At 60.4% G+C, this 22494-nt stretch carries 20 protein-coding genes; 8 read left to right on the top strand and 12 right to left on the bottom strand.

Annotated elements, in window-relative coordinates:
* The first annotated feature begins 881 nt into the window (after positions 1 to 881).
* Positions 882 to 3110 carry a methyl-accepting chemotaxis protein gene (locus AC1D35_RS22235; RefSeq protein ID WP_113307539.1) on the top strand — a complete coding sequence of 743 codons (2229 nt, stop codon included), beginning with the start codon at positions 882 to 884 and terminating at the stop codon, positions 3108 to 3110.
* Between the two features lie 75 nt (positions 3111 to 3185).
* On the opposite strand, the gene AC1D35_RS22230 is transcribed toward AC1D35_RS22235, so the two are convergent.
* The 9 genes from AC1D35_RS22230 to melA all read right to left on the bottom strand — a co-directional run bounded on the left by AC1D35_RS22230 (position 3186) and on the right by melA (position 12906).
* Positions 3186 to 4256 carry an ABC transporter ATP-binding protein gene (locus AC1D35_RS22230; RefSeq protein ID WP_477853530.1) on the bottom strand — a complete coding sequence of 357 codons (1071 nt, stop codon included), beginning with the start codon at positions 4254 to 4256 and terminating at the stop codon, positions 3186 to 3188.
* A gap of 71 nt (positions 4257 to 4327) precedes the next feature.
* Positions 4328 to 5629 carry a D-tagatose-bisphosphate aldolase, class II, non-catalytic subunit gene (locus tag AC1D35_RS22225; protein ID WP_477940094.1) on the bottom strand — a complete coding sequence of 434 codons (1302 nt, stop codon included), beginning with the start codon at positions 5627 to 5629 and terminating at the stop codon, positions 4328 to 4330.
* Positions 5626 to 6582, bottom strand: coding sequence for an SIS domain-containing protein (locus AC1D35_RS22220; RefSeq protein ID WP_113307542.1), 957 nt, complete (start codon positions 6580 to 6582; stop codon positions 5626 to 5628). The genes AC1D35_RS22225 and AC1D35_RS22220 overlap by 4 nt, the downstream gene beginning before the upstream one ends.
* Positions 6583 to 6593: 11 nt before the next feature.
* Positions 6594 to 7451 (bottom strand): carbohydrate ABC transporter permease, encoded by an 858-nt coding sequence (locus AC1D35_RS22215; protein WP_113307543.1) that lies wholly within the window; start codon positions 7449 to 7451, stop codon positions 6594 to 6596.
* Positions 7451 to 8368 carry a carbohydrate ABC transporter permease gene (locus AC1D35_RS22210; RefSeq protein WP_477853526.1) on the bottom strand — a complete coding sequence of 306 codons (918 nt, stop codon included), beginning with the start codon at positions 8366 to 8368 and terminating at the stop codon, positions 7451 to 7453. Before AC1D35_RS22210 ends, AC1D35_RS22215 begins: the two co-directional genes overlap by 1 nt.
* The gene (locus AC1D35_RS22205) at positions 8365 to 9621 is read right to left on the bottom strand and encodes an ABC transporter substrate-binding protein (protein WP_477940091.1); all 1257 of its coding nucleotides are present in this window, start codon (positions 9619 to 9621) and stop codon (positions 8365 to 8367) included. The genes AC1D35_RS22210 and AC1D35_RS22205 overlap by 4 nt, the downstream gene beginning before the upstream one ends.
* 24 nt (positions 9622 to 9645) lie before the next feature.
* Positions 9646 to 10608, bottom strand: a complete 963-nt coding sequence (locus tag AC1D35_RS22200) for an N-acetylglucosamine kinase (protein ID WP_477940089.1) — start codon at positions 10606 to 10608, stop codon at positions 9646 to 9648.
* Positions 10605 to 11399 (bottom strand): DeoR/GlpR family DNA-binding transcription regulator, encoded by a 795-nt coding sequence (locus tag AC1D35_RS22195; protein WP_113296557.1) that lies wholly within the window; start codon positions 11397 to 11399, stop codon positions 10605 to 10607. The genes AC1D35_RS22200 and AC1D35_RS22195 overlap by 4 nt, the downstream gene beginning before the upstream one ends.
* 190 nt (positions 11400 to 11589) lie before the next feature.
* The gene (melA, locus tag AC1D35_RS22190) at positions 11590 to 12906 is read right to left on the bottom strand and encodes an alpha-galactosidase (protein WP_477940086.1); all 1317 of its coding nucleotides are present in this window, start codon (positions 12904 to 12906) and stop codon (positions 11590 to 11592) included.
* Positions 12907 to 13009: 103 nt separating this feature from the next.
* On the opposite strand from melA, the gene AC1D35_RS22185 reads away from it, so the two are divergent.
* The 7 genes from AC1D35_RS22185 to AC1D35_RS22155 all read left to right on the top strand — a co-directional run bounded on the left by AC1D35_RS22185 (position 13010) and on the right by AC1D35_RS22155 (position 20024).
* Complete coding sequence (locus tag AC1D35_RS22185) at positions 13010 to 13864, top strand: helix-turn-helix domain-containing protein (RefSeq protein ID WP_477853518.1); 855 nt, start codon at positions 13010 to 13012, stop codon at positions 13862 to 13864.
* Positions 13865 to 13983: 119 nt separating this feature from the next.
* Positions 13984 to 15057, top strand: coding sequence for an Ldh family oxidoreductase (locus AC1D35_RS22180; protein WP_477853516.1), 1074 nt, complete (start codon positions 13984 to 13986; stop codon positions 15055 to 15057).
* A gap of 109 nt (positions 15058 to 15166) precedes the next feature.
* The gene (locus AC1D35_RS22175; protein WP_113307551.1) at positions 15167 to 15925 is read left to right on the top strand and encodes a FadR/GntR family transcriptional regulator; all 759 of its coding nucleotides are present in this window, start codon (positions 15167 to 15169) and stop codon (positions 15923 to 15925) included.
* Positions 15926 to 15948: 23 nt separating this feature from the next.
* Positions 15949 to 16923: a sialic acid TRAP transporter substrate-binding protein SiaP gene (locus tag AC1D35_RS22170; RefSeq protein ID WP_477853515.1), complete on the top strand. Its 975-nt coding sequence runs from the start codon at positions 15949 to 15951 to the stop codon at positions 16921 to 16923.
* 64 nt (positions 16924 to 16987) lie between these two features.
* On the top strand, positions 16988 to 17560 hold the full coding sequence (locus AC1D35_RS22165) for a TRAP transporter small permease (RefSeq protein WP_113296551.1): 573 nt from the start codon (positions 16988 to 16990) through the stop codon (positions 17558 to 17560).
* Between the two features lie 4 nt (positions 17561 to 17564).
* The gene (locus AC1D35_RS22160; protein WP_113307553.1) at positions 17565 to 18971 is read left to right on the top strand and encodes a TRAP transporter large permease; all 1407 of its coding nucleotides are present in this window, start codon (positions 17565 to 17567) and stop codon (positions 18969 to 18971) included.
* 9 nt (positions 18972 to 18980) lie between these two features.
* Entirely contained in the window at positions 18981 to 20024 is a 1044-nt protein-coding gene (locus AC1D35_RS22155; protein ID WP_477853511.1) for an L-idonate 5-dehydrogenase, read from the top strand.
* On the opposite strand, the gene AC1D35_RS22150 is transcribed toward AC1D35_RS22155, so the two are convergent.
* The 3 genes from AC1D35_RS22150 to AC1D35_RS22140 are packed head-to-tail and all read right to left on the bottom strand — an operon-like array spanning position 20021 to position 22474.
* On the bottom strand, positions 20021 to 20782 hold the full coding sequence (locus AC1D35_RS22150) for an SDR family NAD(P)-dependent oxidoreductase (RefSeq protein WP_477853509.1): 762 nt from the start codon (positions 20780 to 20782) through the stop codon (positions 20021 to 20023). The two genes, AC1D35_RS22155 and AC1D35_RS22150, sit on opposite strands and share 4 nt — an antisense overlap.
* Before the next feature lie 13 nt (positions 20783 to 20795).
* Positions 20796 to 21608 carry an ABC transporter permease gene (locus AC1D35_RS22145; protein WP_477853507.1) on the bottom strand — a complete coding sequence of 271 codons (813 nt, stop codon included), beginning with the start codon at positions 21606 to 21608 and terminating at the stop codon, positions 20796 to 20798.
* Positions 21608 to 22474: an ABC transporter permease gene (locus AC1D35_RS22140; protein WP_115037314.1), complete on the bottom strand. Its 867-nt coding sequence runs from the start codon at positions 22472 to 22474 to the stop codon at positions 21608 to 21610. The genes AC1D35_RS22145 and AC1D35_RS22140 overlap by 1 nt, the downstream gene beginning before the upstream one ends.
* Positions 22475 to 22494 lie beyond the last annotated feature (20 nt).

The raw sequence follows: 22494 nt of genomic DNA, 5'->3' as shown, positions 1-22494 counted from the left end.
GCAAAAATTCTGGCCGTATTCGTCGTCGATACCAAGGAAATGGAGCTGACAACCGCCGATCCTTGATCGCGAAGCTGATACGATGAGCGGGAAGGGGTGTTGACTCATCACCTTCCCGTATTTTCGGTTTTTTACAACGCCCTTCGTTGTCGCTCGGCGATGGAGGCGGGATTACGGCCGACCGGGCCTCGCGGGAACGGAAGCCACCAACCGCGCAAATGCCGCTTGAGATCGCACACCTGTCCTGGGCAGAAGCCTTGCCGTATGCGTTTCGACCGTGTTGGGAGAAAGGGCAAGGACTCTTGCGGTCTCCGGAACCGAGCATCTTCTGCCGACGAGCACAGCAACCTTCGTTTCCGCAACGGTCAGGCTAAAGAGGCTGCGAAGCTGTTCCGCCTGCCCGTGGCCCCGGCTTTCCGCATCGACGATCTGAAGAAGCACGCGGACGCCGGAATCTGTCGAATCCCAGGCGACGAGAGAATTTGGCGGCAGGGGAGTTACCTGTGCGAGATAGGGCGGCAGGCCTGACGGACGGTGGATCTGGATCGCCCCGTGCAATTGCGTGGGTTCCGCTTGCGACTTCGACGGCTTGCCGTATCGCCTGTGCCAGGGCCTTGGAACTGCTGGAAACGCTCGTCAGCGCCGAACGTTCATGCTTGTTGATGGAGAGACCGTTGCCCCCTTAAGGTGGCGGTTTCGAAATCAACAGGACAGCAAATGATCAGCAGCCTATATGAGAGCTTGGTCGTTTTTCCACGGCCAACGCCGCATTGGCAGCGAGATAACCTATGAGTTGTTTGGATAATATTGACTATTCAAAATTAAGTAAAAAACAAGTTTTTCCCTCAAGGATTAGGCTATTCGACGCATGAGGGAATAATATGAGTGAAGAGCAGATTAAGCGGCCGATTTGGATCCGCATCACAGCCTACGGGTTCGCCGCCGTTTTGTTTGCAAGCGTGGCAATCGGTGGTCTTGCCTGGTATCGCCAGAACGTGATGAGCGATCAATCGCTTCAGAAGGAGCTCTCGGCGGACCTGCACGTGATCCAGGCGGACATGGAGGCTCAGAAGCGGGCGGCAGCCGGGCTTGCGGTAGCCCTTGCCGGTGAGCCTGAAACTGCTGATCTGATTGCCAAGAATGATCGAGCAGCCATCCTGGCAAAATACACGGCCAGCCTGCCGGCAATTAAGGTGCAAGGTCTTCAGCTCATTACCTTCAGCAATTCCGACGGGTCCGCGGTCGCACGTATCCATTCGCCCGATACCTTCGGCGACGACCTCAAGGGACGTCGCAAGATGATCGTTGCGGCGCTGACGCAGGGCAAACTGAATGCCGGCATCGAACCTGGACGCACCGCGGTCAGCATGTTTGCCTCGGCACCAGTCATCAAGGACGGCAAGACTGTCGGTGTCGTCGATGTCGGCACGTCGCTCACGAATGACTATTTTGCTCCCCTGGCAAATGCCGTCGATGCAGAAGTTGCGGTCCATATCCTGCAGGACGGGAAATTTGTGCCGCAGGCTTCGACCTTCGGCGACAAGACGATCCTCACTCAGGAGCAATTGCAAGAGGGTTTCAACGGCGACCGCGTCCGAGTCCATGCTTCTCTCGGCGGCAAGGATTATGAAGTTGCCGCCATTCCCTTCGAAGATTTCTCCGGCCGCAAGATCGGTGTTTTTGAAATCGGCTCCGATGTGACGGAGATCGTGGAAGCATCGCAGCAGGCGCTCTGGATGGCGGCGATCGGCGCAGTTGTCGTTTCGCTCATTTCACTGCTCGGTTTCCTCGTCTTTGCGCGTTCGATTGCGTCGGTCATGAAGAAGACGACCGGCACAATGGCACGTCTGGCCGCAGGCGATATCAATGTCGAGGTCGAAGGTCAGGCCCGACCTGACGAAATCGGCGCAATGGCCCGTGCCGTGCAGGTCTTCAAGCAGAATGCGATCGAGCGGGTTCGCCTCGAGCAGGAGGCAGAAGCCAATCGCAGCATGAGCGAAAGAGAGCAGATCGAGCGCGAGAAGGAAAAGGCGAAGGATGCTGCCGATGTCCAGTTTGCCGTCGACAATCTCGCTGCCGGCTTGTCGAAGCTCGCCGACGGCGATGTGTCCTACCGGATCGCGCAGCCCTTTGTCACAAGACTCGATGGCGTGCGCAGCGACTTCAATGACTCCGCCGACAAGCTGCAATCTGCGTTGAACCGGGTATCGCAGAATGCTCGCGGCATCGATTCGGGAGCAAACGAGATCAAGTCGGCTGCCGACGATCTCGCCAAGCGCACAGAGCAGCAGGCGGCAGCACTCGAAGAGACGGCTGCGGCTCTCGAAGAAATCACCACGACCGTCAAGGGTTCCAGCAAGCGCGCCCAAGATGTAGGTCAGCTCGTGGCGCGTGCCAAGACCGGCGCCGAACATTCCGGCGAGGTGGTCCGCAAGGCCGTGCTCGCCATGGAGCAGATCTCCAAGTCTTCCGGTGAAATCGGCAACATCATCGGCGTCATCGACGATATCGCCTTCCAGACGAACCTGCTGGCGCTCAATGCCGGTGTTGAAGCAGCCCGCGCCGGCGAAGCGGGTAAAGGCTTTGCCGTCGTCGCGCAGGAAGTCCGTGAACTGGCACAGCGCTCCGCAACGGCTGCCAGAGAGATCAAGGATCTGATCACGGCCTCGAATGCGCAGGTCCATGCAGGCGTGCAGCTGGTCGACGATACCGGCAAGGCGCTTCAGGCGATCGTTTCGGAGGTTCAGGAAATCAACCGCCATATCGCTGCGATCGTCGAAGCATCGCAGGAGCAGTCGTTGGGCCTCGACCAGATCAACACCGCCGTCAATCAGATGGATCAGGATACGCAGAAGAACGCTGCCATGGTCGAAGAGTCGACCGCTGCAAGCTACAATCTTGCGAAGGAGGTTGCATCGCTCAACCAGCTTCTGGCTCAGTTCAAACTGAACGATGCAGGCTATGCTTCGCATTCCGCGCCTGTTCGTGGCGCCGGGCGAAACGATGCGCCGGCGCCGTCACCCGCCCGGGCGCTCGGCCGCAAGATTGCCTCCGCATTCTCGGGAAATGCCGCACTCGATACGAAGGGCGGCAACTGGGAAGAGTTCTGAGGTTCGACCCGTCAAAGCAAGCTACGGTGCGGCGTCATCGCCGCACCGTTTTCATTCGGTGACTCAACGCAGCCGCTAGTCGATCGACAGGCGCTTTTCGGTCTTGGCGTCGAAGAGGTGCAGTTTGCCGATATCCGGCGTCATCCTGACAGTGTCGCCGGCGCGTAGCGAAAGCCGCTCCCTGACAGTGGCCACCAGCGGATCCGATCCGAGCCTGGCGTTAATCTGGGTTTCGGCTCCGGTCGGCTCGATCACCGCCACCTCGGCACTCACGCCGTCCTGCGTGATAATCAGGTGCTCCGGCCGAATGCCGTAAACCACCTCCGCGCCGCGCGCAGCCGCAGCGCTCTCCGGCAGTGGCAAGCGGGCCCCTCCGTCGGCGATGAATTCAAGCGGTCCGGACGCGCTGATCTTGCCCTTGATGACATTCATGCCCGGTGAGCCGATGAAGCCGGCAACGAAGAGATTGGCCGGCCGATCGTAAAGTTCGAGCGGCGAGCCGATCTGTTCTACGTAGCCGTCCCGCATCACGACGATCCGGTCGGCCATGGTCATGGCTTCGATCTGATCGTGCGTCACGTAGACCGTCGTCGTTTTCAGCCGCTGGTGCAACTGCTTGATCTCCGCGCGCATCTGCACGCGAAGCTTGGCATCGAGATTGGACAGGGGCTCGTCAAAGAGGAAGACTTGCGGCTGGCGGACGATGGCGCGACCCATGGCAACACGCTGACGCTGGCCACCGGAGAGGTTTCGCGGATAGCGGTCGAGCAGATGTTCGAGGCCGAGGATCTGTGCCGCATCGCGGACACGCGCCTTGATCTGCTCCTTCGGGGCTTTCGCCAGTCGCAGCGAAAATCCCATATTCGCTTCGACCGTCATATGCGGATAAAGCGCATAGGATTGAAAGACCATGGCAATGTCGCGCTCCTTCGGGGCGACATTGTTGACGACCTTGTTGCCGATAGAGACGTTGCCACCGGAGATTTCCTCGAGCCCCGCGATCATGCGCAGCAAAGTCGACTTGCCACAGCCGGAGGGACCGACGAGGATGACGAATTCTCCGTCGCGGATGTCGACGTCGACCCCGTGTAAAACTTCGAGGTGACCATAGTTCTTGCGGACATTTGCCACGTTGACGGACGCCATAACTGTCTCCGGCTGAAAAATCTGATTTCGGATCTGCGCTCGCTCGGAAAGAGCGACATGCGATGCTTCTGTTACCGAGGCGCCGTCGCGGTGGCGTAAGGAGCCAGCGCCGCATCAATGGCGGCTAGGCAAAGATCGCGGGCTTTCGGCGCGACACGCTTTTCGACCACATCAGGGTAGAGGCGGGCGAGATGCTGGCTGATCAGCGTTTCCGGGATTGCCTCCGGCAGCCGGGCGAGCAGTTCGTCGACTGCCGTTGCTGCCCGCGCGTCGGGCCAATAGTACCGGATGCGATCGCTATAACTGAAATGTCGCTGCAGGCGCTGTTCGTCAGTCGTGCCGCTGTAATGGCCGGCCCAGTGGCTGGGCCGAGCAAGCATGATCTCTTCCATCGTCGCCGCCAGCCCGCCGGCTCTCTGGCCCCCGGAGAGAATATCGGCGATCGCGTCGAGACCGTAGAGCGCCTCCCGCAATGCAAAGGTCAGGCCGGGACCGACTTTCAGGATCGCAAACCCGCCATCGACCAGCGTCGAAAGCGCGGCTGCCGGCTGGTAGTCGGTGGAATGGGCCTCGAACAGCAGTCCCTTCATCTCATCGAGCGCGGAGATCAGCTTCCGTGCACGCTCGGGCCTGTAGAGCGCGACATTGGCGTTGCCGAACTCGACGCCCGGCTGAACGACGATCGCGATGACGCGTTCCATCGCCGAACTTACGCCGGCTTCGGCAAAGGCCTGGCGGTGAACATCAAGCGTCCTGAGAGCTGCTTCCCGTCGCGTGATCTCCAGCTCGTCCAGCGCATGCGTCGCGCCACCGGGCGGTGGCACCTCGGTGCCGATGACATAGACCGGCAGACGTCGACCACTCCGACGAGCCGCCTCTTCGGCAGCTTTCGCCAGACGTGCTGCTCTTGCGGCGGTCAGTTCGTCGGCAAGCGCCACAGGCTCGCCAGCACAGCCCATCGAAGTGTCGAGATGCAGCTTCTCGAACCCGGCTTCGACATAGGCCGCCACCATGGTTTCGGCGCGCGCCATCGCATCCTCTGCAGCGAGCTTTCGCCATGGGTTCGGGCCGAGATGGTCGCCCCCGAGAATGATGCGTTCGGCGGCGAAGCCGACGCTTGCCGCGATACGCTCGATGAAGGTTCGGAAGTCCGCCGGCTTCATGCCGGTATAACCGCCTTCCTGATTGACCTGGTTGCAGGTCGCTTCGATCAGGACCGCCTCATTCTGCAGCACCGCACGTCGCAACGTAGCCTCGATGACCAGCGGATGGGCAGAACAAATCGATGTGATGCCGCGGGGCAGGGGCAGGTCTCTTGCGCCGAACAGCTTTGCCAGGGCGATCTGGCGGTTCGGATCGATGGCCGCGCTCATACCAATGTCACCACCTTGGTGAGATGACGCGGCGAGACGGTATCGATCTGCCTTGCCTGTGCGGCGCGTTCGCCGAGGATCTGCAGTGCCGGCAGAACGACGAGACCTGCAAGCGACAGATCGACGTCGACCTTAAGCTCCAGATCGCCTGGGCCGCCGAAACCGATAACGACGGCGCCTTTTTCGCGAAGCTCACCGGCGAGCTTTGCCTCGGCTTGTCTCTGGTCCGAGCTGTAGAGCATGATGGCGGCCGTCTTCTCGTCAACAAGGCTGATCGGCCCGTGGCGATATTCGAGCGGATGAAAAGCCTGCGTCATCAGCTGGCTCATTTCCATCAGCTTGAGCGCGCCCTCGAGCGCAATGCCGAAAAGCGGGCCGCCGCCCAGAAAGACGAAGTGTGAACGATCCTTGATGATGTCGGGCAGAGCGGCATCGAGCGTATTGGCGAGTTGACGTGCCGATGCAACGGTCGAGGCAGGCACGGTCTGACCGATCAGCTGCAGGCTGAGCAACACCATCAGGCTTGCCGAAACCGTCATGACGATGCCCTCTTCGGGATGGGTCGGGGAGCAGATCAGCTGGTCACAGTTCTTGGCAAGGGCGCTCTCGGGCTCGACCGTCACGGCAGTCACGAAGGCACCGGCGGCGCGACTTGCCTTTGCCGCGGCGACCGTTTCCGTCGTCTCGCCACTGCGCGACAGCGCGACTACATGGGTCTTCTGCCATTCCGGCCAGAAGTAGGCGGGTCGGTTCAACCATTCCGCGCCCGGAACCGCGATCGCCTTGCGCTTCAGGCTGTTGGCATAGGCGGCCAGAGACAAGGCGAGGTTGAAGGAAGTGCCGCAGCCGACGAAGACAAGGAGATCGTCCGCGCTGCCGCTTGCCGTATTCGAACCGATGGCTGTTTCCCAATAGGGAAACTGCTCGAAGATTACCTTTTCGGTCGTGTTCATGATGTCTCCGATTATTTGACCGAACCTGCCAGCAGGCCGCTGACGAGGTACCGGTTGAGGAAGATGACGACCAGGGCAGGGATGACGATGGCGATCGATCCGCTTGCCGTGATCAGTCCGTAGTCGATGAAGTTCTTGGTGACGAATTCGGGAATGAGAACCGTCAGGGGTTTCGTCGCTTGCGGCGAGAAAATGAGGGGAACGAGGTACTGGCCCCAGGCCCCCAGGAAGGTAAGGATGGCCGCCGCCGTCAGGCCGGGTCCGGCGAGCGGCAGCACGATGTTGAAGAAGATGAAGAGGCGGCCCGCGCCATCGAGCTGTGCTGCCTCTTCGAGGGCGATCGGAAGCTGCTCGAAGACGCTGCGCAACAGCCAGAGCGAGAGCGGCAGATAGGCCGAGACATAGATCAGCGAGACGCCGGTATGCGTGTCGACCAGATGCATCTTGATCATGATCTGATAGAGCGGGATGAGCACCGCATAGGCGGGGATTGCGAGTGTCGCGACGACAGCACCGAACAGCAGGTTACGCCCGGGAAAGCGCATCCTGGTGAATGCATAGGCGCCGAGCGCCGAGATCGCGACGCAGAGAGCCGTGGCGGCGGCCGACGTGATCACGCTGTTGAGCAGCGCAGCGCGGAACTGCTTCCACACCTCCACACCCCCAATCCGCGAAATGTTGATGCCGAGCAGGCGCGAATAATGGTCGAGCGTGAAATGCTGCGGGAAGAAATGGATCGGCCGCGTGGAAAAATCTTCCGTCGGCGTCACGGAGCTTGCGATCGTCCAGTAGATCGGGCCAAGCGACCAGATCAGCAGCACGGCAAGACCCGTCCATATCATCAGGCGATAGAGAATGGTTGGTTTCATCAGTCGAACCGTGTGTTGCGATAAACGCGGAGGACGTAGACGAGCGAGACGAGCAGCGAGACCAGCGTGATGACGACCGACAGAGCCATGCCGTAGGAGAAGCGAAGGTTCTGGAATGTCTCGAGATAGATCTGCACGAGGATCGGCCGCGTTTCGAGGCTTGATCCGGCGAGCACCCAGGCCTCGTCGAAGAGATTGAAGGCATTGACCGTCGCATTCGTCATGGCAACGGCGATGGCGCTGCGCACGAGCGGAAGTGTGACCAGGCTGAACATCTGCACGCGCGTCGCGCCGTCGATGCGGGCAGCCTCATAGAGATGCGCCGGGATGCTCTGCATGGCGGCGAGCACGATGACGATCGTCAGCGGCATCATGCGCCAGACATGCACGACGGTGACCGCGACGATGGCACTCGTCCGGTCGTTGAACCAGACATGATTTTCGAAAGGCAGGCCAAGCGCGACGAGAATGCCGTTCAACAGGCCGGCGCCGGGCTGATAGATCCACAGCCAGATGACGGAGTTGACGACGCCGGGTAAGGCCCATGGCAGGATGACAGCCGCAAGCACCCATTGGCGCCCGACTTTCATCTGATTGATGAGAGCCGCAGCAAGCACGCCGAAGACGGTCTCGGCAACGACGGCAAGGACGACATAGATGAGCGTGTTCGCCCAGGTCGTCGCCAGCTGGGCGTCCGACAGCATGCGTGTGTAATTTTCCAGTCCGACGAAAGGCGTTCCGGCCTGCATCGGATTGACCCGGTGCAGCGAGTCCCAGACCGTCCGGCCCATCGGATAGAAGACCAGAGCTGCCATCGTCACGAGGATCGGCAGCACCAGCAGCAGTCCGAGCATGGTGTCGGCGTTGAGGCCGACACTACGCTTGGCTGCGACACCTTGGGCGGTGACGACTGTCATTGCGCCATCGCCTGCTTGGCTGCATCGGCGATGCTCTGCATGGCCTGATCAACCGTGACCTGGTCCTTTGCCGCGCTGTTGATCGCCGTGTTCACCGCGCTCGAAAACTGCGGATACCACGGCGGCGTTCCCTGCTGGAACAGAGGCTCGACGGTCTTGGACTGGGCAACAAGTGCGTCGCCGCTCGTCAACTTGCCTTCCGTATTGAGTTCGGAGAGAGCCGAAGTGCGGGTCGGCAGGAAGCCGTTTGCCGCGTTCTTCTTCTGGAACTCCTTGCTGGTGAACCACTTGACGAAGGCGACCGCCGCTTCCTTGTTCTGCGAAACATTCGGAATGGCAAGCGCTTCCGGAAGGCCGAAGCTGCGCGTCTGACCGCTTTCGGTCGGCACGAGGATCGCTTCCACCTGGCCGGCGACCTTGGACTGCTTCGGATCGTTCATCTGGCCCAAGCGACCCGGCTCACCCGAGATCATGATGCTGGTGAGGCCCTGGGCAAACATGCTCTCATTGATCTGGCTGTCCTTGAGACCTGTCGAGGCCGGGTCGACCAGACCGTCCTTCAAGAGTTTCAGTTCGAAGGCGAGCGCCTTGTAGCCGGCTGAATCCGGGGTGAGGAACAGCGGCTTGAAGTCCTTGTCGAAGAGTTCGCCGCCAAAAGCCTTGGTCAACAGATACCAGCTCGTCGAAGCGCCTTCGGTTGCCGAGAGCGGCAGGCCGATCGGATAGGTCGAAATACCCTTCTCCTTGATCTTCTTTGCCGCCGTGACCAGCGCGTCAAGCGTCTTCGGCATTTCGGTAATGCCCGCATCCGCTAAATGCTTCTTGTTGACGAGCATCACGCGGAAGTCGTTGGTATAGGGCACGCCGAGCAACTGACCACCGACGGTGAAGATCTTGGCAACGCCGATATCCTCGATTGATTCCTTGTCGATCACATCATTCAGCGGCATGTACCAGCCGGCGGCGCTGAACTGACCCGTCCAAGACCAGTCGAATTCGGTAACATCGGCCGGCGCCGTGCCGGCGACCAGTGCCGTTACCAGCTTTGGGCGAATATCATCCCAGGAGAGGGTCTGGAGATCGACATGAATGCCGGTCTCCGCTTCAAAATCTGCCGCAACCGTGGCCCCCTGCGGCGATGGCATGAGCACGGTGATCGATTGGCCGGCAAGCGGCTTGGCGTCGTCGGCCATGGCGGGCAGGGCAATCGCAAGGGCGGCTGAGGCAAGCAAAGGTAATATGAATTTACGCATGTTCCCATCCTTTATCGTTGACAGTCATTGTCTTGATCGCGCGATCACGGTGTCGGCCGCAGCCGCGATTTGCCCGAACCAGCGCTCGTTCAGCGGCCAGTCGAGAAGTTGGGCGGCCGCCAGAAGCGCGCCGCCAATGGGAGGAAGTACGGGTGAAATCGCCCGCCGGCCGATCCGCCGTTCGACAGCTTCAAGCAAAAGGCGGCTGGAAAAGGTGCCGCCTGCATAGGTCCAGTCGGAGCCGGTTTCACAATGGCCCGATATCGCCCAATGGTGCTTGGCAAGCTCCTCGGCAGCCTTCTCGATCAGGTCAATCGCCATTTCGTCGCCTTGCTGAGCGGTTCGGTCGACGAGAATGGAGAGCGCGGCGATACCAGCGCGCGGCCTCGCAAGCCCGTTGATCCAGCCACCGAGAGCATTGATCGGATCGGAAATATCGAGCCGGAGGTGATCATAAATCGCCCTCGCCAGCGCCGTCGGCTTGCCACGTCCATCGAGGCTCTGGCTGATGAGATGCAGGGCTGCACGACCGATCCAGTAGCTGCTGCCCTCGTCGCCGATCAGATCGCCCCAACCGCCGGCGCGTGCGGAGGCTCCTGCTCCGTTGCGCGCCCAGGACATGGAGCCGGTCCCCGACAGAACGAGGATGCCCGGGCGACCGGCAAAGGCGCCGAGATGGGCGGCATCGACATCGTTGAGGACGGTCCTGAGGGTATCCRGAAAAGCTTCGTCGATGCATTGCTTCTGGAGAGCGGAGAGATGCGCAACTTCGCCATAGGCGGGCAGGGCAGCGCCGACGGCTGCCAGTCCCGGCTCATTGCGGAAGGGTTCGATATGCCGCTCCAGTTCCCGTCGCCAGTCCGGATTGTCCATCGGATTGACGCCGCCGCCGAGCGCGGCTCGCAGAATGTGGCCGTCCTTATTGGTCAGCGTGACGAGCACCTTGCTGCCGCCGCCGTCGATGCCGAGGATCAGCTCGTCGCTCATTCCTTTGCTCCCAGCTCGGCAAAGGTCGCATCGACACCGAAATTGGTGAGCTCGGAACGCCATTGCGGCGTCAGGCTCTTGTCGGTGATGAGCTTCGCAACATTCAGCGGAGCGACCTTGTAGGTGGCCATCGTCCCGAATTTCGAGGAATCGGCGAGCACATAGCCGTTGGCAGAACGGGTGAGCATGCGCCGGTTCAGGCTGGCTTCGGCACTGTCCACGCTGTAAATCGCGCCGTCGGGGCTGATGGCGCTGGCTCCGAGAAACAGCTGATCGAACCAGATCGTTTCGAGCATCGCCTCGGCCTGCGGGCCGACGAGCGAAGCGTTTTCGCTGCGCAGCTGGCCGCCGAGAAGGACGACCTCAAGGTTCGGAATGTTCAGAAATTCCTGAGCGACGATCAGGCCGTTGGTGAAGATGCGCAGCGGTATCGGGTTGATGCGGATGAGCCGGGCAAGCTGAAGAACCGTCGTCCCGGCGTCGAGGAAGATAGCGGTTCGGGGCAGCAGCAGCTCGTAGGCCGCATTGGCAATCGCGCGCTTGGCCGAAAGCTGGCGCTTTTCCCGCTCCTGGAAGGCCATTTCGACCGAGGAACCCTCGGCGATGCGGGCGCCGCCATGCACGCGGTCGATTGCTCCATCCTGTTCCAGAATCTGCAGGTCTCGGCGCACGGTGGCCAGCGAAGCACCCACCGCATCGGCCAGATCCTGAATGGTGGAAAAGCCATTCGCATAGAGATGGCTTCTGATGGCATCGAGCCGGTCAGTTTTCACTCCGCCACTCTGGTTCACCGACCATCCCCTGTCGTAATTTCGTTTATTTGCGTCAAAGTTCTCACTCGATACGATCAATGTCAATCATAATTATGATCGTTTATGATTTTTTTGATAGCGCCAGCTGAGCGCTGAAAAAGCAAACGAAAGGCGCGCCGTCCCGAAAGACGGCGCGCCTCATGATGGATCTGGAAGCCTCTGACCGGGCTCAGTGGTACTTCGGCAGAAGGTCGCCATGTTCGTCGATCAGGTCGTCGACCAGGCTCCAGATCTCGTCTGGCGAGAGTTCGGCCGATGTATGCGGATCGAGGAKGGCTGCCTGATAGATGCGGTCGCGTTTCCCCGTCAGCGCTGCCTCGACTGTCAGCTCCTGAACCGAGATGCTGAGCTTCATGACAGCGGCGAGCTGCGAGGGGATCCTGCCGATGCGGGTCGGCTGGATTCCGTTCCTGTCGACATGGCAGGGCACTTCCACGATGCATTCGGCCGGAAGGTTTTCGATCAGGCCATTATTGGGAACATTGCCATAGATCAGTGCCGGATTGCCGGTAACGGCGGCGTGAATGATGCCGGCTGCATATTCGTTGCTGCGGCAGACGTCGATCGGTTTGTCGCCTTCGAGCTCCCGGCGAAGGGCATGCCATTCGGATATCTGCCTTTCACAGCGGCTGATATATTCGTCGAGCGGGATGTTGAGCTTTTCGATGAGCTCAGGGCGCCGGCCCTTGATATACCAGGACGTATATTCGGAGAAATGTTCGCTCGATTCCGTCACGAAATGGCCGAGCCGCTTGAGTACATCGAAGCGCACCCGGTCATCGGATGGCACGCGTCCCTCGCCGGCCAGAGCCCTCAGGCGGGGATAGAGATCCTCGCGTCTGCCATCGGCATGCAGTTTCTCGTATTTCAGGAAAAAGGCGACATGGTTGATGCCTGCCGAAATGTAGTTGATGTCGGCGATATCCTCGTCGAGGCACGAAGCGAGATGAGCGGCCGTATGCTGGACGCTGTGGCAAAGGCCGACCGTGCGGATGGATGGCGCCAGCTCCTTGATTGCCCAGCAATTGATCGCCATCGGGTTCACATATTGCATCAGCAGCGCATCGGGGCAGACCTCTTCCATATCGCGGCAGATTGCCTCCAGCACTGGAATGGTGCGAAGTCCGCGGAAGATCCCGCCGATGCCGAGCGTATCGGCAATGGTCTGCCGCAGACCGTATCTCTTCGGCACGTCGAAATCCGTCACGGTGGCGGGCTTGTAGCCGCCAACCTGCATCATCAGGATAACGAAATCCGATCCGCGCAGCGCTTCGCGGCGATCAAGGGTGGCCTCGACCTTGACCCTCTGCAGATTGAGCGCCTCGCAGATGCGGCGCGCAACGATCTCCGATGTCTTCAGCCGTTGGGGATCGATATCAAACAGGCTGATCACATAGTCGCTGCCCGAGGGGGTAGAGAGCACGTCCCCCAGAATGTTCTGTGCAAAAACGGTGCTGCCGGCACCCACGAGGCAAATCTTCGGCATTTCGGTCTCCCGCGATTTAAAGGTGCCATAGTCGTGCCTCTTCCAAATCAGAATTTCTTCCTGTTATTGAAGGGAGTATTCCCGGATTGAAGCGTGGCTGAGCATGAAAGACGATCAACACAACAACAGCGGCGAGTGGACGGGGTCGCCACGAGGCTTCCTGATCGAGCGTCATACGGCCGATGCCATGAGCGCCGCGCACTGGCACGATCATGTCGAGATCAACCTGCTTCTCGATGGCGCCATGACCTATCTCTTCAATGGTCGGCAGGAACGGGTTGAGGCCGGGCGCCTTGTCCTCTTCTGGGCGGCCATTCCCCACCAGACGATCCTGGTGACGCCGGAGGCGCCGCTCATCTGCATCTACCTTCCGCTCGTCGACTTTCTCGCTCTCTCCATCGACAAGAAGGCGAGACAGGCGATCATGCAGGGTGCCTTCGTGGTCGAACCCAGTCGTCGCGAGACGACGCCGCTCAATGTTTCTGCCTGGGCCGAGGAGTGGAGCGGGGGCGATCCCGTCCGGCGCCAGCTGATCGCCGAGGAGGCCAAGCTCAGGGTGCGTAGGCTCATCCTCGATCACGCCACTGATCAAGGCTCGTCCATTGCAGCCGTTGTGACACCCGTCAGCCCCGCCATCCGCCATTCGGAGGTGCTGACCGACCTGATCAACCGGCATTTTTCCGAGCCGCTCAACCTGGCGGATCTTGGAAAACGCGCCAATGTGCATCCAACCACCGCCAACCGGGCATTTCGCGACGTGCTCGGCATTTCTGTGATGGAATATCTGACGCGCTATCGCCTCGCGAGAGCAATGCAGCGGCTGGTCGAGACCGAGGACGCAATCCTGGAAATTGCCCTCGATTGCGGTTTCGGCTCCAGCAGCCGCTTCTACGACATTTTCAAACAACGGACCGGCTCGACACCCAGGCAGTTTCGCCTATCGCTCGGCAAGTCGTGAGGCATGACAAAGTTGGATCAGAATTTCGGCGAGGCGCAGCTTCGGGACGATGCGGCTATCGAATCTTCTCGCCAGCGCGCTAGAGTTTGCAGAGGATCCACCCGAACGGATTGAGGCCCATGACAAGTGACAGCAAAGATCCCGCCGGCACCCTGGCGTCCCTGGCAACGATCGAGGACTTTTGCCGAAAGATCTTCCTCGCCGCGGGTGCGGACCAGCAGACGGCGGATGCGGCGACACGGGGGATGCTGCATGGCACGCGCTACGGCATCGACAGCCACGGTGTGCGCCTTCTCCCACATTATGTGAAGGGCTTGACGGAAGGACGCCTCAATCCACGTCCTCATGTCGCACTGGCAAACACGTTCGGTGCCGTCGCCTCGCTCGATGCGGACAATGGCCATGGTGCGCTCGCGACCTATACGGGGATGGAGCATGCGACGCGCCTTGCCGGGGAATTCGGGATCGGTGCGGTTGCTATCCGCAATTCTTCGCATTTCGGACCGGCAGGTGCCTATGCATTCCATGCCGCCCTGCGTGGCTTCATCGGCTTTGCCTTCTGCAATTCCGACAGCTTCGTGCGTCTGCACGATGGCGCCATGCGCTTTCATGGCACCAATCCGATTGCCTGCGCCGTGCCGGTCAGGGGTGGTAACCCGTGGCTTTTCGACATGGCGACGAGTGCCGTGCCCTATAACCGGGTGCAGCTCTATCGCAGCCTTGGCCGCCAACTTCCCGAAGGCGTCGCCTCCGATGAGCGGGGTTACGACACGACCGACCCCGATGTGGCCGACATGCTGGCGCCGCTCGGCGGGGAATTCGGCTTCAAGGGCGCGGGGCTTGCGGGTATTCCGGAGATATTGAGCGCAGTGCTGACAGGCATGAAACTGAGCTTCGATATCGCTCCGATGCCCGGCCCTGATTTTTCGACGCCACGCGGCCTCGGTGCCTTCGTCATCGCGCTTAATCCCACCGCTTTTCTCGACATTGAAACCTTCGATGCCGCCATGAAGCGCTACGTCGAAACCTTGAGATCTTCCCCGGCGCGCGAAGGCTTCAGGGTGCTGGCGCCCGGAGACCGCGAATGGGCCGTCGCCGCCGAGCGGGAAATGCATGGCGTTACGCTCGACCCTGCGACAATCGAAGCCTTCAGAACGCTTGCTGCCACTTATCAACTGGTCAGCCCGGCCTGAATGCTTGCGACAGATTGACGCACAACTTTCCCAATGATACCTTTGGTCTAATTGGTCAGGCCAGTTGACCAGTTGTGCGCTTGAGGAGAAGCGCGCCGGGGAGGCCACAATGTTTTCGGCAGTTGAATCACGCCGCCTTTACAGGCAGGTGGCAGATCAGATTCGTCTGATGGTCATCCGGGGCGAACTCGTCGTCGGCCAACGGCTTCCCGCCGAGCGGGAGCTCGCGGAGCAACTTTCGGTTTCGCGCCCTACGCTGCGCGAGGCGCTGATCGTGCTTGAAGTCGAAGGCTACATCAACATTCGCATGGGCTCCGGCATCTACATAACGGGCAAACACGCCGCCGAAGTGACCGGCAACGAGCGTGAGCCGGCAGAAGGCCCTTTCGAACTGCTGCAGGCACGCGCCATCATCGAATGCGCGATATCGGAGGAAGCAGCAAAGAGCGCCCGTCCGGAAGACATTGCTGTTCTCGACGAGGCGCTGAGAGCGATGAGCGGCGTGGTGGAGGATGCACGCGCCGTCCTTGTCGCCGACCGCGCCTTTCATACCGGCATCGCCGCAATTATCGGCAATGCGACCTTGATCCGAGTCACCGGCGAAATGTTCGATATGCGCATGACGCCGTATTTCGAGAAGCTCGCCAGCCATTTCGAAGGGCCGGTGTCGTGGCGCAGCGCGCTGGAAGAGCACCGGGCTATCCGCGACGCGATCGCCGCGGGTGACGCGGCGGGGGCAAAGGCGGCTATGCGCACGCATCTCACGAATTCGCAGAAGAGATTTTCCGAAAGCTTCGGGGAGGAGTTTTCGGGCGAGGAGGGGCGCGGCCACGCGGCCGGGCCAAACAAGGGAAAAGCAGCCACTTAACGAGATCTCAAGAGGAGAGAGCGATGAAGTTGAAACTGACGACGATACTCTGCACTGCCGCCGCAATCATGGCGACGACGGCGATCGCACATGCCCAGACGGTACTGAAGTGGGCGCATGTCTACGAGACCTCGGAACCGTTCCACACCGATTCCCTCTGGGCCGCGGAAGAGATCAACAAGCGCACCAACGGCCGTTACAAGATTGAAGTCTATCCGGCCTCGCAGCTCGGCAAGGAAGCCGATATCAACCAAGGCCTCAAGCTCGGAACGGTCGACATCATCATTTCCGGATCGAGCTTTGCCGCCCGCGACTACAAGCCGATCGGCGTCACCTATTTTCCCTATATCTTCCGCAGCCCGGAACACCTGATTGCCTATACCAAGAGCGATGTCTTCAAGCGCCTCGCCAAGGGTTATGAAGACAAGACCGGCAACCATATCGCCGCCGTCAGCTATTACGGCACACGCCATACCACCGCCAACAAGCTGATCGCCAAATGCGCCGACATGCAGGGCCTGAAGATCCGCGTGCCTGACGTTCCGGCCTATCTCGCCATGCCGCGCGCGTGCGGCGCCAACACCACGCCGATAGCCTTTGCCGAAGTCTATCTCGCTCTTCAGAACGGCACGGTCGAGGCCCAGGAAAACCCGCTGACGACGATCGAGGCCAAGAAGTTCTACGAAGTGCAGAAGAACATCATTCTGACCGGTCATATCGTCGACCACCTGAATACGGTGATCTCGAAGACGCTTTGGTCGAACCTTTCGGACGAAGATAAGAGGACCTTCGGCGACGTCATGCAGGAGGCGGCCGAGCGCACGACCAAGACCATCGAAGGCAAGGAAAACAGCCTGATCACAACCTTCAAGGAGAAGGGTCTGAGTGTGACCGAGGTCGACAAGGCCGATTTCGAGAAGACGGTTGCGGAAAAGGTCAAGTTCGAGGATTTCGGCTACGAAAAGACCGATTGGGAAGCGATCCGCGCGATCCAGTAAGTGCCCGGGGGCGCGCCGCCTGAGCGCCGCGCGCCCTTCCTTCCCAACCGGAACAAGGCCGATCATGTCACAAGAAGTCCATACGCAAGTCACTGCCGAGGAGATCGGCCACGAATTCGAAGGGCATGCGCCCACCGCCAATATCTCGGACTACGCCATCGAAGACTGGATCACCCTGATCGTCTTCTGGCTGATGGCTGGTTGCGTCTTTCTGCAGTTCTTCACCCGCTATGTTCTGAACAACAGTTATGCCTGGACCGAAGAGATCGCCGTCAACTGCCTGATCGGCGTCGTCTTTCTCGGCGCCGTCATGTGCGTGCGCACATCGCGCCATATCCAGGTGGATGTCTTCTACCACTACATGCCGGCAGGCCTCGCGCGCGTGCTCGCAACCTTCGTGGACATCGTCCGCATCGGCTTCTTCACCTATGGCTGCTATCTGATGTGGCGCTATGTGCAGATCGTCGCCGACGAGCAGATGGTCACCGTCGACCTGCCGCGCAACATCGTCTTCTACAGCGTGCTTGCAGCCTTCGTGCTGATGCTGATCCGTGCGGTGATCGTCTTCATCGCCAATATGCGCCGCGGCTACTCCGTTCTGGAGCGCCCCGAAGAATTCCACGCTGTCGAAGGATGACCTGATGCTGCTCTTGCTTGGCTCATTTCTGGTACTGATGCTGATCGGCGTGCCCGTCGCGATCTCAATGGCCGTCGCATCCGTTCTCTATATCGTCCTTTACGGCGTTGCGCCCGACATCATTGTCGCCCAGCGCATGATCGCAGGCGTCGAAAGCTTCCCGCTTCTCGCCGTGCCCTTCTTCATCCTTGCCGGCAACCTGATGAATTCTGCGGGTGTCACAGGCCGCATCTATTCCTTCGCCGTCGCGCTTGTGGGCTGGATGAAGGGTGGTCTTGCACAGGTCAACATTATCGGTTCCGTCATCTTCTCAGGCATGTCGGGCACCGCGCTTGCCGATGCAGCCGGCATCGGCACAATCGAGATCAAGGCGATGAAGGATCACGGATACCCGGTTGAGGCCGCGGTCGGAGTGACGGCGGCATCCGCAACGCTTGGTCCGATCTTTCCGCCATCCTTGCCCTTCGTGATCTACGGCATGATGGCGAATGTCTCGATTGGTGCTCTTTTCATGGCCGGCATCCTGCCCGGCATCGTCATGACGCTGCTGATGATGATCACCGTCGCCGCTTTTGCTTATGTGAAGCGCTGGGGCTCCGATGCGCCGTTCGACGTCAAACAGCTCCTTTCCGCAGGTTTGGAGATCGTCGTCGTTCTGCTCGTGCCGCTGTCGATCTACGTGATGATGCGATCAGGCGTATCGATGAACGCTGCGGCCGGCATTGCCCTTGCCGTGCTTCTGGCGCTCGACTGGTATTTCCGCTTTTCCGCCGTCATGGCGCTGATGACGCCGGTCATCCTGATCGGCGGAATGACGATGGGCTGGTTCACGCCGACTGAGGCTGCCGTCGCCGCTGTCCTCTGGTCCCTGTTTCTCGGCCTAGTGCGCTACCGAACGATGACGTTCTCGACGCTTGCCAAGGCGAGCTTCGACACGATCGAGACGACAGCCTCCGTTCTCTTCATCGTCACTGCTGCCTCGGTCTTCGCGTGGTTGCTGACGGTGAGCCAGGCCGCACAGCTTCTGTCCGATACGATCCTGTCCATCACTGACAATAAGTGGGTTTTCCTGATCCTGGTGAATCTGTTGATGCTGTTCGTCGGCTGCTTCCTGGATACAATTGCTGCTATCACCATCCTCGTGCCGATCCTTCTGCCGATCGTTGCGAAGTTTGGCATTGATCCGGTGCAATTCGGCCTCATCATGACCCTGAACCTGATGATCGGGCTCTTGCATCCGCCGCTCGGCATGGTGCTCTTCGTGCTATCGCGGGTGGCGAAACTTTCCGTCGAACGGACGACGATGGCGATCTTGCCCTGGCTGGCACCGCTCTTCATCGCCCTGATCCTGATCACCTTCATTCCCTCCGTATCCCTCTGGCTGCCACAGCAGCTCGGATTGCTGAAGTAGGAGGGTTCGATGCAGACTCGGCTGGCACGGCTTTATGCAAAGGGCGATCTCAGGATCGAGACTGATCCGGTCGCAGCCCCCGGCCCGGGCGAGGTGCTTTTGAAGATGGCAGCCGCAGGTATCTGCGGCTCCGACCTGCATTATTACCAGGATGGCGGTTTCGGGCCGGTCAGGGTTCGCGAGCCGATGATCCCCGGCCACGAGGCCGCCGGAACCGTGGAGCAGGCAGGTGAGGGCGTCACCCTGAAGGCCGGAGCGCTGGTCGCAGTCAATCCGAGCCAGCCCTGCGGTGCTTGCGAATATTGCCGTATCGGCTTGCCGATCCACTGCCTCGAAATGCGCTTCATGGGCAGTGCGATGCGCCTGCCGCATGAGCAGGGCATGTTCCGGGAATGGCTGGTGGTGCCGGCCAGACAATGCGTCGAGGTTGGAGCCTCGACAACACCGGCGGAAGCGGCCTGCAGCGAGCCGTTATCCGTCTGCCTGCATGCCGCAACACGTTCGCCCGGCATTGCCGGCAAAAAAGTCCTGGTGACGGGCGCCGGACCGATCGGTTCCCTGATGGTTGCCGTTATCAGACATTATGACGCCGGCGAGATCGTCGTCACCGACCTTGCCGATGCGGCGCTCGCGCGGGCGAAAGCAATGGGAGCCAGCCGCACGATCAACGTGGCGCGGGATACAGCTTCATTTGCCGAATTTCAGACGGGAAAAGGCTATTTCGATCTCGTATTCGAATGTTCTGCAGCCGCTCCGGCCATCCACAGCGCAATCGCCGCAATCCGCCCCCGCGGCACCATCATCCAGGTCGGCGTCACCGGAGACGTTCCGTTGCCCCTCAACGCCATCGTCGGCAAGGAGCTGCACATCCACGGGACGCAGCGCTTTCACGAGGAGTTTACGACCGCTGTCGACCTGATTTCCCGCCGGAAGATCGATGTGCGGCCGATCATCAGCCACAGCCTGCCGCTCCAGGACGCCGTTTCAGCCTTTACCATTGCGGGCAACCGTTCGCTGGCCTGCAAGGTGCAACTGACTTTCCAGTCGTCCTAGACAACGGTCTCGCCGCCATCGACGACGAGGATTTGGCCCGTCATGTAGGAGGAACGGTCCGAGACCAGGAACAGGATCGGTTCGGCGATCTCCGAAACATCCGCCCAGCGGCCGAGCGGTACCTTTTCGGCAATGTAGCCTTCGATCGCTTCGCGGCCGCCCATCTGCGCAATGAATGGCTCATTGAATGGCGTGTCGACCCATCCGGGGCAAAGCGCATTCACGCGAATGCCGAATTTCGCATAGTCGCCCGCCATCTGCCGGGTCATGGCGATGACAGCATGTTTGGTCGTCGTATAAGCGATCATTTCGCGGTCGTAGAGCACGCCCGACGACGAGGACGTGTTGAGGATTACGCCTTTGCCTGCCTTTTTCATTATGGGCATGACGAAGCGCGCGGCCATGAAATGCGCCCGCACATTCAGGCTCCAGGACCTGTCGAAGCCTTCGACAGCAACCTGTTCCAGATCGCCGGCCACCTGTGCGCCGGCGTGATTGTGGAGGATGTCGATCCGGCCGTGGCGCGCGGCAACAGCGGCAATGCCGGTTTCAAGCGCCTTGTCATCGGTGACATCGACCACCAGGCTTTCGGCGCTGCCGCCCGCCTCGGCAATCTGGCTGACGGTCTCTTCAGCGTTCCGGAAATCGATATCCGCAGCGACGATATGGGCGCCTTCGCGCGCGATGATCAGCGCGCCGGCCCGCCCGATGCCTGAGCCTGCTCCGGTGACGATTGCAACGCGATCTCTCAGTATCATGGCATTTCCCCGGTCAGTTTGTCGTTGTCTTTTCGCGCATCAGGAAGCGCGCGATGAGAATGAGGGCAAGCGAGGCGATCAGCACCATCGTCGCGACTGCATTGATTTCAGGTGTCACGCCGCGGCGGATGGAGGCGAAGACATAGATCGGCAGCGTCGTGTTGGAGCCCGCCACGAAGAAGGCGATGATGAAATCGTCGAAGGAAAAGGTGAAGGCGAGCAGAAAACCCGCCAGGATCGACGGCATGATCTGCGGCAGTACGATCTGCCGAAAGGTCGTGAACGGTGTCGCGTAGAGATCGCTCGAAGCCTCGACGATATCGCGCCCAAGGCTCGCGATGCGCGCCTTCACGATCATCGTCACCAGAGCCATGGTGAAGAGCCCGTGGGCGGCAATGATCGAGCCATAGCCGAGTGCGAGCTTCGGAGGCTGGTCACCCGGCCAAAGAGCGGCGATAGCAGGGTTGATGAAGCCGAAGACTTCGACGAGGGCAACCAGCGTCGCAATGCCGATGACGACACCGGGCACGACGATCGCCGCAGCAAAGAGACCGTCGAAGATGGCGCGCGTCCGGGCACCGAGCCGCTCCATGCCGATGGCAGCCATGGTGCCGAAGATCGCGGCGAGTGCTGCGCTGGTAAAGGCGATGATCAGGCTGTTGCGCAGCGCTTCCATCAGGAAGGTGTTGGAAAGCGCTCGACCATACCATTGCGTCGAGAAGCCGGTAAACTCGCTGGCATTGCGTCCCGCGTTGAAGGAGAACAGCACGACGAGCGCGATTGGCGTGTAAAGGAACAGATAGACGAAGATCACGAGTGCGCGCATCAGATGAGATCCACCTGGCGGGTACCTGCGACGCGCCAGGCAATGCGCATGGCGACAAGCAGCACGATGACGACGACGGCAACCAGTGTGACGGCAATCGCCGATCCAAAGGGCCAGTTGCGTGATTGCAGGAAGAGGTCAACAAGTGCATTGCCGATGAAGAACACCTTGCCGCCGCCGAGAAGCTGCGGGATCAGGTACTCCCCGAGAAGCAGGATCGTCACCAGCGCAACGCCGGTCATGACACCCGGTAGCGACAGGGGCAGCGTGATGCCGAAGAAGGTCGAGATAGGCTTCGCGCCAAGGTCGGCCGAGGCTTCGAGCAGCCGGCGGTCCAGCTTTTCGAGGCTGACATAAATCGGCATGATCATCAGCGGCAGGTAACCGTAGACGATGCCGAGCAGCACGGCGCCGGGCGTATTGATCAGCCTGATATTTTCGATGCCGACGAATTCAAGCAGATGCGGAATGCCACGGGCGCCGAGCAGATACATCCAGGCATAGGTGCGCACCAGAAGGCTGGTCCAGAAGGGAACGACGACCAGCGAGACGAGCAGCAGCCGGCGCTGCGGGCTCGCCTTGACCGCCAGGTAATAGGCAACCGGATAGGCGATGATGAGGCAGGCGGCCGACCCGATCGGCGCCAGGATCAGCGTATTGACGAAGGCGGCCGACCGCGCTCCGAGATTGGCAAACTGCTCGAAGGTGAAACCCGCCTGATAACCGCCTTCCGGCGCCCGCTCGCCAAAGGCGAAGACGATGATGGCGATAAAAGGCAGCACCAGGAAGACGAATAGCCAGGCGCTTGCCGGGCCGACAAGGGCGACGGTGATTAAACGCCGTTTGGTGGCATGGGTCAGGGACATGGCTGGTGTCGTTATCCGCC

It is taken from the genome of Rhizobium sp. P1_E6 (assembly GCF_056405875.1).
Note: the sequence above shows the minus strand (reverse complement) of the source record. Positions and strands in the feature narration are given on the sequence as shown.